General features: G+C 42.4%; 11 protein-coding genes. 10 read left to right on the forward strand and 1 reads right to left on the reverse strand.

Going from position 1 to position 14,562, the window contains the following annotated elements; all coding sequences use genetic code 11:
* Positions 1-124 precede the first annotated feature (124 nt).
* Positions 125-451, forward strand: a complete 327-nt coding sequence (locus LN995_RS10755) for a DUF4296 domain-containing protein (protein WP_229961069.1) — start codon at positions 125-127, stop codon at positions 449-451.
* 277 nt (positions 452-728) lie between these two features.
* Here LN995_RS10755 and LN995_RS10760 read toward each other — a convergent pair whose 3' ends face one another.
* Positions 729-1,085, reverse strand: coding sequence for a tRNA-binding protein (locus LN995_RS10760; protein ID WP_229961070.1), 357 nt, complete (start codon positions 1,083-1,085; stop codon positions 729-731).
* Positions 1,086-1,264: 179 nt separating this feature from the next.
* Between LN995_RS10760 and eat the strand changes: the two genes are divergently transcribed.
* The 9 genes from eat to LN995_RS10805 all read left to right on the forward strand — a co-directional run bounded on the left by eat (position 1,265) and on the right by LN995_RS10805 (position 14,538).
* A complete protein-coding gene (gene eat / locus LN995_RS10765; protein ID WP_229961071.1) occupies positions 1,265-2,599 on the forward strand; it encodes an ethanolamine permease in 1,335 nt (444 codons plus the stop codon).
* Positions 2,600-2,683: 84 nt separating this feature from the next.
* Positions 2,684-4,072 (forward strand): ethanolamine ammonia-lyase subunit EutB, encoded by a 1,389-nt coding sequence (locus LN995_RS10770; protein ID WP_229961072.1) that lies wholly within the window; start codon positions 2,684-2,686, stop codon positions 4,070-4,072.
* Between the two features lie 12 nt (positions 4,073-4,084).
* Positions 4,085-4,861, forward strand: coding sequence for an ethanolamine ammonia-lyase subunit EutC (gene eutC, locus LN995_RS10775; RefSeq protein ID WP_229961073.1), 777 nt, complete (start codon positions 4,085-4,087; stop codon positions 4,859-4,861).
* Positions 4,862-5,023: 162 nt separating this feature from the next.
* On the forward strand, positions 5,024-5,764 hold the full coding sequence (bla, locus tag LN995_RS10780) for a subclass B1 metallo-beta-lactamase (protein ID WP_229961182.1): 741 nt from the start codon (positions 5,024-5,026) through the stop codon (positions 5,762-5,764).
* Between the two features lie 195 nt (positions 5,765-5,959).
* Positions 5,960-7,222 carry a serine hydrolase domain-containing protein gene (locus LN995_RS10785; protein WP_229961074.1) on the forward strand — a complete coding sequence of 421 codons (1,263 nt, stop codon included), beginning with the start codon at positions 5,960-5,962 and terminating at the stop codon, positions 7,220-7,222.
* A 340-nt stretch (positions 7,223-7,562) separates the two neighbouring features.
* On the forward strand, positions 7,563-10,139 hold the full coding sequence (locus tag LN995_RS10790; protein WP_229961075.1) for a phosphoenolpyruvate carboxylase: 2,577 nt from the start codon (positions 7,563-7,565) through the stop codon (positions 10,137-10,139).
* A gap of 79 nt (positions 10,140-10,218) precedes the next feature.
* The gene (locus LN995_RS10795) at positions 10,219-11,076 is read left to right on the forward strand and encodes an aminotransferase class IV (protein WP_229961076.1); all 858 of its coding nucleotides are present in this window, start codon (positions 10,219-10,221) and stop codon (positions 11,074-11,076) included.
* A 119-nt stretch (positions 11,077-11,195) separates the two neighbouring features.
* Positions 11,196-11,774, forward strand: coding sequence for a helix-turn-helix domain-containing protein (locus tag LN995_RS10800; protein WP_229961077.1), 579 nt, complete (start codon positions 11,196-11,198; stop codon positions 11,772-11,774).
* 508 nt (positions 11,775-12,282) lie between these two features.
* Positions 12,283-14,538: a heavy metal translocating P-type ATPase gene (locus tag LN995_RS10805; RefSeq protein ID WP_229961078.1), complete on the forward strand. Its 2,256-nt coding sequence runs from the start codon at positions 12,283-12,285 to the stop codon at positions 14,536-14,538.
* The last annotated feature ends 24 nt before the right edge of the window (positions 14,539-14,562 follow it).

Genomic DNA, 14,562 nt, shown 5'->3' on the forward strand with positions numbered 1-14,562 from the left:
ACCTTTGTGCCGTAGCGTCAGATTTTAAAATTATTACTTATTCCTGTATTTTACATCCGTGAAAAGACTTTTCTATATACTTTTTTGCCTTTTATGCTGGGGCTGCAAAAACCAGAGCGATGAAATGCCTGAAAATATGGTGCCAAGGGAGAAAATGGTGCAAATTTTAGCTGATGTGCATACCCGCGAAGCTCAGATTGAGCGTGCCGTTGTTTACCCTGACACTGCCCTAATGATATTTAACCGTGAGGAGAAACAGATTCTGGCTAAGTATGATGTCTCAGAGCAGCAGTTTAAAGAAAGTTATAGCTATTACCTAGACCATGCCGAGGCTATGGATAAACTTTACGAAACAATAGTCGATACACTTGGCGTGAGAGAGACAAAGATAAAGGCAGCTAATGGCAATACTGACCCGGAGGAAAATCCTGAAGTAGTTCCTGCGCAGTAAGGAGCTTGGAAAAGGAGGCAGTAACGCTTCGTTTACTAAGCTTCTATCTAAGCTAGCATGTAAAAACATAGAGTGAAAACATTTTTCCTGCTAATTAACCGAAAGCCTTTTGCCTTGGCGGAAGAGCCTAACTTTTCTCCCTGCTGAGAATAATAAGTAAAGGGAACAGAACACAGCGCACTGCAGAATAAAAGGTCCTTTACCCTGGTGAAATAGGTAATTTGCAAAATAATAGGTAAATAGGGTTTGAGGAACGGCAGCTTAGAAAAAAGTAAGTTTAAATCAATTTACTGCCATTGGGGACTTTAGCAGCAGGTTGAGCCAGTACAATATTCTTATTCTCATCTTCAAAACCCGTCACTAGTATCTCTGACATAAAATTGCCAATCTGCTTCTTGCCAAGATTCGTGACACAAAGCACCTGCCTGCCTACCAGTTCTTCTTTGGAGTATAGCTTTGTAACTTGGGCACTTGTTTTCTTCAGGCCTAAAGGCCCCAGGTCAACCAGCAGCTTATAAGCTGGGCGACGAGCTTCCGGAAAATCATTGGCTTCTACAATGGTGCCTACACGTATGTCTGTCTGCTCAAACTGATGCCAAGTAATAGTTTCCATCGTTTCTTCTGGTGCGTACATAGTTTTATCCTGTTTGGGTTAGAACAGGAAAGTTAATAAATTTTATTAAATGATGAGCTTTAACATTGCCTGGACGTTAATGTTAAAGCTGTTTAGGTGTAAAATCAGCATTATTAGCGGGTAAGTTTTTATAGTATTGGAAATTATTTCTAAATTAAAAGAACATAAATTCCATTGTCATGACAAAAGTCACCGATTCACCCGGATTAAAAAAAGTGCTGAAACCCATTCACCTGTGGGCAATTGCCGTAGGCCTGGTTATTTCGGGGGAGTATTTCGGTTGGAATTATGGGTGGGCAGTTTCAGGTACAGTTGGATTTCTGGTGGCAACGTTGCTTATCACTGTAATGTATGTAACGTTCATCTTTAGCTTCACGGAACTTACATCTGCCATTCCGCATGCTGGTGGCCCTTTTGCTTACTCTTACCGCGCTTTTGGTCCTTTGGCAGGCTTTATCTCTGGCTATGCTACGTTAGTGGAGTTTCTGTTTGCACCACCTGCCATTGCCTTTGGCTTAGGAAGCTATGTGCATTTTCTTTATCCTGCTGTTCCTGTTTTATATACAGCCTTAGCATGCTATGTTCTCTTTATCGGGATAAACTCATTAGGTATCAAAGAGTCAGCCACGTTTTCTCTGGTGGTAACTCTACTGGCGGTGGCAGAGCTTTTACTTTTCATGGGTTTAGTGGCTCCTCATTTCAAAGCTGATAACTTTCTAGCTGATCCTATTCCATTTGGACTGCCGGGTGTTTTTGCAGCTTTACCATTTGCCATTTGGTTTTACCTGGCTATTGAGGGAGTGGCTATGGTAGCAGAAGAGGTAAAAGATCCAAAGCGTAATATTCCGAAGGGCTATATTTACGGGCTGCTCACTTTGGTGTTTCTGGCTTTAGGTGTGATGGTTTTAACTGGAGGCATCACCAACTGGAAAGGGCTCAGTAGCATCGATTATCCTTTACCGGAAGCACTGGGTATTGCGTTAGGGAAGCAAAACAACTGGACAAAGTTTTTTGCCAGCATCGGTTTATTCGGCTTGATCGCTTCTTTTCATGGGTGCATCATAGGGTACTCCCGGCAAGTGTATGCACTGGCACGCAGCGGGTATTTGCCCGCCTTTCTGTCTAAAGTAAATGAAAGGTTCAGAACACCACATTGGGCTTTAGTTGCTGGCGGAGCGGTTGGATGCTTTGCTTTAGTCACGGGTACTACCGACCAGGTAATTATACTATCGGTATTAGGAGCAGTAGTGATGTATATAATGAGCCTGCTGAGCCTTTTTGTTCTGCGAAAAAAAGAGCCTCACCTGGAAAGGCCTTTCAAAGCACCGTTTTACCCTTGGTTTCCTGCCGTCGCTTTAGCTCTATCTCTGGTAAGCCTGGTGGCTATTATGTACTATAATGCCTTCCTGAGCGTAATCTTCTTTTCAGGTCTGGTATTTACATTGAGTATTTACCTTGCATTGGGAAAACATCGGAAAAAGATATCAAACGACGTGTTATTAGAGAAGGTATGATAAGAATTTATACCAATGAGGAGCTTTCTCTTGCGTTCTTAAACAAAGAGTCTTTTATTCATCATCCTGATTCATTCTAATGAAATGAGCTACAGGCAAATTATCCGAAGTCACACTTACTGTTTTGATGACCTTAAAACTGTACTGGCCAAAGCTTCTCCTTTGCGTTCTGGTGATGTGCTGGCTGGCTTAGCTGCTGATACTTATGAAGAACGCATAGCGGCGCAAATAACACTAGCGGATATTCCCCTGAAAAACTTTCTGAACGAAGCTGTTATTCCTTATGAATCAGATGAGGTAACACGCCTTATTTTAGATACACATCATGCGGCTTCTTTTGATCCTATCAGCCACTTTACCGTAGGTCAGCTTCGGGATTGGCTCTTATCAGAAAGTGCAGATACTCTGATTTTACAAAACTTGGCAGCAGGCATAACACCGGAAATGGCAGCTGCTGCCTCAAAACTGATGCGAAACCAGGAACTGATTGCTGTTGCCCGTAAATGTGAGGTTGTTACGCGTTTTAGAAATACTATTGGCTTAAAAGGACATCTTTCTACCCGTTTACAACCTAACCACCCCGCTGACGATGCCCGTGGCATAGCAGCCAGTATTGTAGACGGCCTGCTGTATGGTAGCGGTGATGCTGTGATAGGCATTAATCCGGCTACTGATAACCCTGCTGTTGTTCGGAGTTCACTCGAAATGTTAGATGTGCTCCGGCAGCAGTATGATATCCCGACGCAGTCCTGTGTGCTCTGCCATGTGACAACTGCTTTACAATTAGTTAGCCAGAATGCTCCTGTTGACCTGACCTTTCAATCTATAGGAGGAACGGAAGCCACCAATGCTAGTTTCGGTATAAATCTGCCTTTACTGGAGGAGGCTTGGGAAGCTACTGTAGCCCTGAAACGTGGTACAGTTGGTAATAATGTAATGTACTTTGAAACAGGGCAGGGAAGTTCGCTTTCAGCAGGTGCCCACCATGGTGTGGATCAGCAGACCTGCGAAGCCCGTGCTTATGCTGTAGCACGTAAATTTAAGCCACTGCTGGTAAACTCGGTTGTGGGGTTTATAGGGCCTGAGTATCTATACGATGGAAAACAGATTATACGGGCTGCGCTCGAAGACCATTTCTGTGGTAAACTATTAGGCTTGCCTATGGGCATGGATGTCTGCTATACCAATCATGCCGAAGCTGATCAGGATGATATGGACAACCTGTTGACGCTGTTGGGCGTGGCTGGCTGTAACTATATCATGGGAGTTCCCGGGGCTGACGACATCATGCTGAACTACCAGTCTACGTCTTTTCATGATGCTTTATATGTGCGAAGTGTATTAGGCTTACGACCTGCCCCTGAATTTGAAATGTGGCTGCAGCAGCAGGAGATTACAGACAAGGCAGGACAACTTTTGCCTTCCCGCAAGAATCACATGCTTTTGAAAGCAGTTAATACTTATAAAGCATAAGTGCCAACATTTATGGAACATTTACCAAAACTCGCAGACTTAGAAAATAGCAGTGCCGACCCGTGGAGTTCTTTGAAAGCATTTACTAGTGCCCGCATTGCCTTAGGCAGAACCGGAACAAGTGTGCCGCTGAAGGAATCGTTAGCTTTTAAACTGGCACATGCCCATGCCCGTGATGCCGTTTACTCAGTACTACAGCTGGAAAAAATTGCAAAAGAGCTTCAACTGCTAAATCTGCCTTTCATTTTAGTGCAGAGCCAGGCAAACAATCGGCAGGACTACCTCCAGCGACCGGATTTAGGAAGAAAACTAAACTTCTCATCACGGGAACAACTAGCTACGCTTTCTGCAGATGAGTGCGATATTGCTATTATTATAGCTGATGGATTATCTGCCACTGCCATTAACGAGCATGCTATTCCTTTGCTACATTTTCTATTGCCTAAGTTACAACAAGCAGGCTTTACTTTAGCACCCGTTACGATAGTAGAGCGGGCCAGAGTTGCAGTTAGTGATGAAACAGGACAACTGTTGAAAGCCAAGCTTTCCCTGATTTTAATTGGAGAGCGGCCTGGCCTCAGTTCGCCAAACAGTTTGGGAGCTTATTTTACTTATGCCCCTAAACCAGGGCTTACCGACGAATCCCGGAACTGCATCTCCAATATTCGTCCGCATGGTTTGCCTTACGATTTGGCAGCCGATAAAATATTTTACCTTATTCAGGAAGCATCAAGAAAGCAGCTAACGGGAGTCGCTCTTAAAGATGAAATGGATTTGCTGCAAGGGTAGAGTAATTGTAAAAAGGCATGTGGTTAGTCTTTGCTCCACCTAGAATATTTAAGCTATTGGCTAATGGGACAGTATAAAAGCTGATAGAGAGCTATGGTAGCAAAATTAAGGTAATTACATTAGCTTATCGCTATCAGAATTGAGAACCAAAATAATATTATGATGAAATATTCAGTGCTTTTGATTGTTAGCTTTTTGTTGTTCGGATTGCATCCGAACAACAAAAAGCTAACAATCAAAAGCTATAAATCCGAAGCTCTTGAAACTAGGAAAATAGCCGATCATGTTTACCAACATATTTCATTTCTTGATACTGAGAATTTTGGTAAAGTCCCATGTAATGGTATGATAGTTTTTGATAATAACGAAGCTGTTGTTTTTGACACACCACCAGATGATAGTACTTCCCGTGAACTAATTAATTGGGTTAAAAACAACCTCAATTGTAAAATCAAAGCCATCATTCCAACTCATTTTCATGAAGATTGTTTAGGAGGTTTGGAGGAGTTTCATAAAAATGGAATTCCTTCTTACGCTAACAGATTAACAGTAGAACTCGCTAAGTTGAACAACTCAACAGTTCCTCAAAACAAGTTTGATAAAAAACTGGAGCTGAAAATTGGTAATAAAAAAGTTCTTGCTGTTTTTTTGGGAGAAGGACATACCAGAGACAATGTGATAGGCTATTTCCCGGATGAAAATGTTTTGTTTGGTGGTTGCTTGATCAAAGAAAAAGGTGCGGGAAAAGGAAACTTACAAGACGCCAATACCATTGATTGGCCAATGACAATCGCAAAACTGAAAGAAGAATATCCAAATTTAAATATAATTATACCAGGACACGGAAACTTAGGTGGAACTGAACTACTTGACTATACTATCAAGCTGTTTGAGCAAAAATGATAAAACTTATCGGAGCGTTTGTTAACAAAATGCGATGATGTTTCTTTATGATATTGGTTGATCATAAACTTTGCCTATATCTTTTAATTTACTTAATATCTTTCTCGCTGAAGTAAGATTTTCTTAGCTAAACTCTATTATATTAAAGGTTATGATTTACTTTTGCGGCTGACTTTGGTGTTGGTAATTTCAGGTATGACTTTTCTTAGAGTACAATCTTTATTGCGTATATATTTTTTAGTATCGCTTTCAATCTTACTCCTGTTTTCTTGCCAGGAAATAAAAAAAGACAATTCAACTTATAATCCATTGCTGGAGGAGCGTAACCTCTTAGATGAGGAAGTAGATCGACAGCAAGTGACTGTTCCTGCTTCGTTTACCGCAGCTAGTGTTAGGCAATTGGGTAATCAACTCGATTCTGTTTTTACATCTTTACACAAGAGAAGGGGATTTAACGGAACAGTACTGGTTACAAAGTACGATCAGGTAATCTACAAAGGAGCTTTTGGCTACGCCGACTTTACTAGCAAAGATACCCTAAGCATCCAAACAGCTTTTCAGCTAGCTTCAGTATCAAAACAATTTACGGCTATGGCCATTATGATGCTGAAAGAACAGGGTAAACTCCATTACGATGATAGTGTTCAGCAATATATTCCGACGTTCCCCTATAAAGGCATTACCATACGAGCTTTGCTCACTCATCGGTCCGGCTTGTCGAACTACACATACTTTAGCGACGAGCTTTGGCCTGACCGCAGAATACCTATTACAAACGAGGATGTTCTGAACCTGATGGCGGAGTATCAGCCTCAGGTTTATTACCAGCCCAACACGCACTTCGATTATAGCAATACGGGGTATGCCTTGCTGGCCTCTATTGTAGCACATGCTTCTGGTGTGCCCTTCGCCACCTTTATGCAAAAGCACATATTTGAACCCCTGCAGATGACGCACACGTTCACTTTCAGCAATGATTCCACTGCCCAGGGAGATAAAGTAGCTACAGGCTACACTGGTGGCAGACGAAAAAGAATGCCGGACTACCTGGATACTGTGTTAGGCGACAAAGGAGTTTATTCTACCGTAGATGATTTATATAAATGGGATCAAGCACTGTACACACAAAAGCTGGTTAGTAAAGAAACATTGGAAGAAGCTTTTACCGGTTCCCGTCTGAAAAAGAAGAAAGACGAAGACTACGGGTTCGGCTGGCGCATTAGCCAAGTGGAGAGCGGAGATACAGTGGTATATCATGCAGGCTTATGGCATGGTTATACATCTTACCTGTTACGAAACCCAAAGGACCACAGTGCTCTTATTGTTCTAAGCAATTTGCCCAATGGTAGTTTAAAGCTTTTGAAAGATAGCATTCAGCATTTTTTATATCCGGCTCAGCATATGAGTGTTAACAATAGCAAAAACGAGCAAAATAAGGTGGCGAGTGTACAGCCTTAGATAGATAAGATGCTGCCACATAAAGGGCTTTTTCAGGTTTGTTGTTTAATCCTGCAAAGAGATATCATGCTTGAAATATATGAATTGCCTGAAAGAACAAAAGGAGAGAGGTAATGCTTTTTTTAATTCGACACAACTGCGCTTGAAAACCCTTGTCGTTAAACGCTAAAAGGTTAAGACTTTAGTGTAGCAAACCTCTCTCCTGATTGTAACTTTTATAGCAGGTTTCAATGGTTAAAAGCAATTTAATTGATGAAAACCGAATAAAAAGCAGTAAATTATGCTGATTTTTACATCAGATACTTGCTTTAAGAAGTACTTTATAAAAAAGTTACAACATATGGATGGTTCTACCAACAGCTTAATACAAACATATAATAAAGAAGTAGGTCTTAAATTTCAGCTATATAATAGTTTATTTACAGCGCTACCGTTTCATAGAGTAGAAAGAACAGGAGTACTTTTATCCATTTTCCTGCTACACTGTGAAGAGGGCTTTGCAAAGCAGCAAAGCCCAGTTGAGATTATAAACTCTTTTACACAGCAGTACACGTCCTACCAGAGTGAGCAGGAGCAGATTGATCTTTTGTTTAGGTTTGTGCAATATGCAGAACGACAGGTGGTATTATTTGATGCCCTCGAAGATGCAGCTTTCCGCGACATCTACGACATGAATGGCATTGGTACTTTAAAGCACCTGCAGTCGGAAGTGCTGCGCTCGCAGGCACAGGATAAACTGGCCGAAAAGTTAAAAGATTTTTCTGTGCGGCTGGTACTGACGGCGCACCCTACACAGTTTTATCCCAGTGAGGTGTTAGGCATTATCAACGATTTGTCTAAGGCGCTCATTGGTGGTAGTACAGCACAGATTAATAGTTATCTGCGGCAGTTGGGTAAAACACCTTTTTTCAAGAACGTTAAGCCAACTCCGCTTGATGAGGCTGTGAACCTGATCTGGTTCCTGGAAAACGTGTTCTATAAGGCAGCCGGACAAATTTTGGGCTACCTTAAAAATCAGTTTCCAAATGAGGTTAGTGCCAACAATCCTTTAATTCGTTTTGGTTTCTGGCCGGGAGGTGACAGGGATGGTAACCCATTTGTGAATGCAGAAACAACACTTAGAGTAGCTGATGAATTACGCGGTGCGGCTCTCAAATCTTATTATTTAGATGTGCGCAGACTGAAGCGGCGTCTGACTTTTAAAGGAGTTTCGGATATAATAGCTGATTTAGAGCAGAAATTGTATAACAATCTGTTTGTGCCAGGGCATCAACTGGATGTTTCAAGAGCAGAAATTCTTCAGGCACTTTCACAGGTCAGGAAAACTCTTATTGAAGAGCATAATGCCTTGTTCCTGGATATGGTGGAAAACCTCCAGACAAGAGTAGAACTATTTGGCCTGTACTTTGCAACACTCGACATCCGTCAGGACAGCTCAGTACATGCCGAAGCACTGGAAGCCATTGCAGAAAAAACATCAGCATTACCAAAAGATTATAATAGTCTTTCCGATCAGGATAAGATAATCAGCCTGTTACAGGTAAATACTACTGTTGACCCTGCCGTATTGGAGAGCGATTTGCTTCGTGATACGATAGAAAGTATGGCTGCCATAAAAGCTATTCAGCAGAGCAATGGAGAGCATGGCTGCCACCGTTACATCATCAGTCATACAACAAGTGCTTTAGATGTGATGGAGGCATTTGGGTTACTACTACTTAGTGGCTGGCAAAAAGAAAGTCTGACAGTAGACATAGTGCCTCTGTTTGAGACGATTGATGACCTTCGTGCTGCCAGAGAGGTGATGAAAACTTTGTATGAAAATACAGATTACCGTAATCACCTGGAGAAGAGAGATAATGTTCAGACGATCATGCTCGGGTTTTCAGATGGCACCAAGGATGGTGGTTACCTGATGGCCAACTGGAGTATTTATAAAGCTAAAGAAGAACTAAGTAATATCTCGAAAGAGTACGGTATACAAGTGGTCTTTTTCGATGGCCGGGGCGGTCCTCCAGCACGTGGAGGTGGAAGAACACACCAGTTCTATGCTTCTATGGGGCGAAATATATCCAATAAAGAGATACAACTTACTATTCAGGGGCAGACTATTAGCTCAAACTTTGGAACAACGGATGCAGCTAAGTTTAACATTGAGCAGTTGATGCATGCGGGCATCAGCAATGCCTTGTTCAACGCCCGTGAAGCTACGCTTACACCAGAGGAAGAAGAGGTGCTGTTAAGCCTGGCGCAGGAAAGCTATGATTCATACAACGCTCTTAAAAATAATCCTGATTTTCTGGAGTACCTGAACTATGCCAGCCCATTACGCTACTATGGCGAAGCGAACATTGGCAGCAGACCGTCTAAACGCAAGCCTGGTAAGCTAAACCTGAATGACCTGCGGGCGGTACCTTATGTGGGTTCCTGGAGCCAGTTAAAACAGAACCTGCCTGGCTACTACGGTGTAGGTACGGCCATTGAGAAAATGGAAGCAGCTGGTAAATGGGAAAGTGTACAGCAACTTTATAAGAACTCCTTGTTCTTTAAAACCCTGATGGATAACTGTGAAATGGCAATGAACAAGTGTTTCTTCCCGTTAACAGCTTTCCTGGCTAAGCATCCCAAGTATGGCGAATTATGGACACAGATTTATGAGGAGTATGAGCGTACGAAGAACTGCCTGCTGCGCCTGACAGGTGCAGCAACGCTTATGGAAGATAAACCTGTAAACCAACTATCCATTCAGATGCGCCAGCGCATCGAGCTGCCGCTTTTAACTATTCAACAGCATGCCCTTACCAAGATAAGAGAGATGGATGAGCAGGGCGTTCAGGCAGATAATAAGTCCTCTTATGAGAAACTGGTTATCCGGTGCTCATTTGGTATTATTAACGCTGAAAGAAATTCAGCTTAAGTAGTCTCCTTCCTAATCAAAGCTCCTTACATTATCACTAAAATAGTTTTTAATGTAAGGAGCTTTTAATTGAAATGCTATGCAAGCAACAAAACCTCAATTATTTGCCTATATCCATAAGGAGATCCTGCCGCTGCAACATGCCTTTTTGCATGTGAGCGATCTTGCCATTCAGCGAGGCTATGGTGTTTTCGACTTCTTTAAAGTGCAACAAGGGCAGCCGCTTTTTTTAAACGATTACCTGGATCGGTTTTATGAGTCAGCCAGGTTGATGGAGTTGCAGGTGCCTTTCTCCCGTGAGGAGCTGGTAAACATTATTTTTAAGCTGATAGAGGTGAATAAGCTGGAGGTGTCTGGCATGAAAATGATTCTGACTGGCGGTTACTCATCTAACGGTTACGATCCGGTAGAGCCGAATCTGATAATGATTCAACAGCCGCTTGTGCTGCCAGGGCAGGAGCTGATAGATAAAGGCATCCGGATTATTACACATAACTATGTGCGGGAAATACCTCATGCCAAAACTATCAATTATTCCATAGGTATCCGGCTTATTAACCAGATCAGGCAAAGAGGAGCAGCTGATGTGTTGTATCAATTGGGTGGGGTAGTAACAGAGTTTCCACGTTGCAATTTCTTCATCGTAAAGCAGGATGATACCGTGGTTACGCCTGCAGATAATGTCTTGCTAGGTATTACGCGTAAGAATGTGCTGAAATTGGCAGGTAGGAACTATAAGGCCAAGACAGGCACAATTACACTGGATGATATTGTCCAGGCTAAAGAAGCTTTTCTGACCAGTACCACCAAGAGAATTCTTCCCGTAGTACAGGTAAATGAAACCGTTATTGGTAATGGCAAACCGGGATCAGTTACATTGTCTTTGCTAAAAGATTTGATCACTTTGGAAGAAGAGCAACTGGCCGTTGAGCAGTAATATATTATTACCTCTGCTTTTATACATTAGGTGTTGCTGGAAATTGTGTAATTATCTTCTGGTAATATGTAAGAAGTTTGCTACTTCTCCTGTTTAATTTTGTTACTTACATAACAACTATGGGAAGCACAAAGCTATACATAAAGAACATGGTGTGCGACCGCTGCAAAAAAGTAGTGGACGAAGAACTTTCGCGGCTTGGATATACGGTATTGGGTGTTGGTTTGGGAGAGGCTGAAGTAGCTGACAGTGGTAAAGCAGTGAATATGGAGGAGATAAGGGAGGTAATGAGCGTCAATGGCTTTGACCTTCTGGATGACCGTAAAACACAGTTGATCGAAAAAGTAAAAGTAGCTATAATTAAACTGGTACATAACCGCGAAGAGACAGATCTGCATGTAAACACTTCGGATTACATTTCGGAAAAAGTAAGGGCAGACTATAACTACCTCAGTTCCCTCTTTTCTTCGTTTGAAGGCATAACCATTGAGAAGTACCTGATTCTGCAGCGCATTGAAAAAGCAAAAGAATTGCTGGTATACAATGAGCTAAGCTTAAAAGAAATTGCCTACAAGTTGGGCTACAGTAGTGTGGCACATCTTTCTAATCAATTCAAAAAAGTTACCGGTTTAACACCAAGCCACTTTAAAGAGATTAAAGACGACAAGCGAAAAACCATCGACAAAATAACTGAATAAAGGCCGGGCACCCCGGCCTTTTACTTTTTAGAAACTATCCCGTCATGTTTATATGTTATAGGTAGTTGAGCTTATTTCTCGTATTTAAAAGATAGAGGTCATAAGTTAACAGGTTCTTACTTAGGGTTTTGCTTCTTATAATGATCGGGGAAAGAACCTTCTCAGTTTTTCTGTAAGCCTCCTTATAAATGTTGCGGTGCCATTTTATTGGCCGCTTAAGCAGAGCGAGGGCAGCTACAGCTACACATTGCCGAGTGGCAAAAAAAGTCCTCGCGGACTTGGAGCTTTTTAAAACCGCAAAACAATTTTAGGTTTATGAGGCTGTGGATGAGAATTGCTGGATAAACAGGCGGAGTTTGTACAAAGGGAAAAAACTTTTGCTCATATGCGGTACTAAGCTCTCAAGTCATCCTTTAAAAAAATGTAATTCTTGTGCCGAATTGTGTAACAGTCAGAGACTAGCTGTGTGTTACCTTTGTAACATTAAGAAAGAGAAAAAACTTGAGCTATGGAAAAGAAAATTACTATATCAACTCCAGCTGATGCTAAGCTCAGGAAAGCTTCCGTGCCTGTAACAGGTATGAGCTGTGCCTCTTGTGCGATCAGTGCGGAGTCTACAGTGAGTGCCCATCCCGGAGTAGCAAGCGCAGCTGTGAACTTTGCAACGCAAACGCTTCAGGTTAGTTATGACCCAGCTGTTGTGTCACTGGCTGATCTGAAAAAAGAGGTGCAGGAGGTTGGTTATGACCTTATTATTGATGAGGAAAATGCACAGGAGAAGCAGGAAGAAGTACAGCATAATCAATATGAAGCACTTAAAAAGAAAACGATAGCCGCTGCCATATTAACCATACCTGTTTTCCTGATCGGGATGTTCTTTATGGACATGCCTTATGGGAACTGGATTATGATGGGGCTAAGTGCACCAGTATTGTTCTACTTTGGCCGCAGCTTTTTTATAAACGCCTACCGCCAGGCTACACATGGCAAAGCGAATATGGACACCTTAGTTGCGCTAAGTACAGGTATCGCTTTTACCTTTAGTGTGTTCAATACGCTGTTCCCTGAGTTCTGGCATGCAAGAGGAGTTCATCCGCACGTGTATTTTGAGGTTGCTTCAGTGGTAATTGTGTTTATTATGCTGGGCAGGCTACTGGAGGAGAAAGCAAAGTCAAATACCTCTTCAGCCATAAAAAAACTAATCGGGCTTCAGCCTAAAACTGTTTGGCTGGTAGAAGTTGCGCAGGAGCGGGAAGTACCAATTGCAGAAGTCAGAACTGGAGATTTACTTTTGGTGCGTGCAGGTGAGAAAATACCGGTTGACGGTGAAGTGCAGCAAGGTTCTTCATTTGTGGATGAATCAATGATATCAGGCGAGCCTGTACCAGTGCAAAAGCAGAAAGGCGATAAGGTGTTTGCCGGTACTATCAATCAAAAGGGCAGCCTTAGGTTCTATGCTGAGAAAGTTGGTAGCGAAACTATGCTGGCACATATCATACGGATGGTAAAGGAGGCGCAGGGGTCTAAAGCACCCGTGCAGAAATTGGTAGATAAAGTGGCAGGCATATTTGTACCTGTTGTCATCTCTATCGCTATTCTGAGTTTTGCTGTCTGGATAATTTTTGGTGGAGATAGTGCCTTAACACAGGCGTTATTGGCTCTGGTAACAGTGTTAGTTATTGCTTGCCCATGTGCGCTAGGTTTAGCTACCCCTACAGCTATTATGGTGGGAGTGGGCAAAGGAGCTGAAAATGGTATTCTTATAAAAGACGCAGAGAGCCTGGAGCTGGCACATAAAGTAAATGCCATCATACTTGATAAGACAGGTACAATAACAGAGGGCAAGCCAGAGGTAACAAATATCATTTGGGCTAGTAAAGTAGGTAATCGTCAGAAAAATCTGCAAACTGTATTGCTCTCGCTGGAACTGCAGTCAGAGCACCCATTAGCAGAGGCAGTAGTACGCCACCTGAAAGAGAATCAGGTAATGTCGTTGGAGCTTGACAGTTTCGACAGCCTGACAGGGAAAGGTGTCAAAGCTACCTTACAGAATGCTACTTACCTGGCGGGTAACCAGAAACTATTAGTAAGTGAGGGTATTACTTTAGCCCCAGAGCTGAAACAGCAGGCTGATATTTTACGTGCAGAAGCTAAAACAGTCATTTTCTTTTCTGAAAACAAGGAAGCTGTTGCTCTGGTAGCTATTGCAGATCAGATAAAGTCAAGTTCAGCCACCGCCATAAGAACATTACAGGAACAAGGGATAGAAGTATATATGTTAACTGGTGATAATGAGCAAACTGCTGCCAGTGTTGCTACCCAAGTTGGTGTAATAAATTACCAGGCAGAGGTTCTGCCGTCTGATAAAGCTGATTTTGTAAAAGAGCTACAGAAGAAAGGCAGAACGGTGGCCATGATCGGCGATGGTATAAACGACTCGCATGCCTTAGCTCAGGCCGATGTGAGCATAGCCATGGGCAAAGGATCTGATATTGCGATAGACGTAGCTAAAATGACGCTGATCTCATCTGATTTGCAGCAAATACCAAAAGCGCTCAACCTGTCGAGGCAAACAGTTAGGACCATTAAGCAGAACCTATTTTGGGCATTTATTTATAACCTGATCGGTATTCCGATTGCCGCTGGTGTTCTGTATCCGTTCTACGGGTTCCTGTTAGACCCTATGATTGCCGGAGCTGCTATGGCACTTAGTTCAGTATCTGTGGTGGCAAACAGCTTAAGATTAAAAGCACAGAGAATTTAGGACAGGACAAAAGTAATATATCAA

This window comes from Pontibacter silvestris, assembly GCF_020907275.1.
GTDB classification, from domain to species: Bacteria; Bacteroidota; Bacteroidia; order Cytophagales; family Hymenobacteraceae; genus Pontibacter; species Pontibacter silvestris.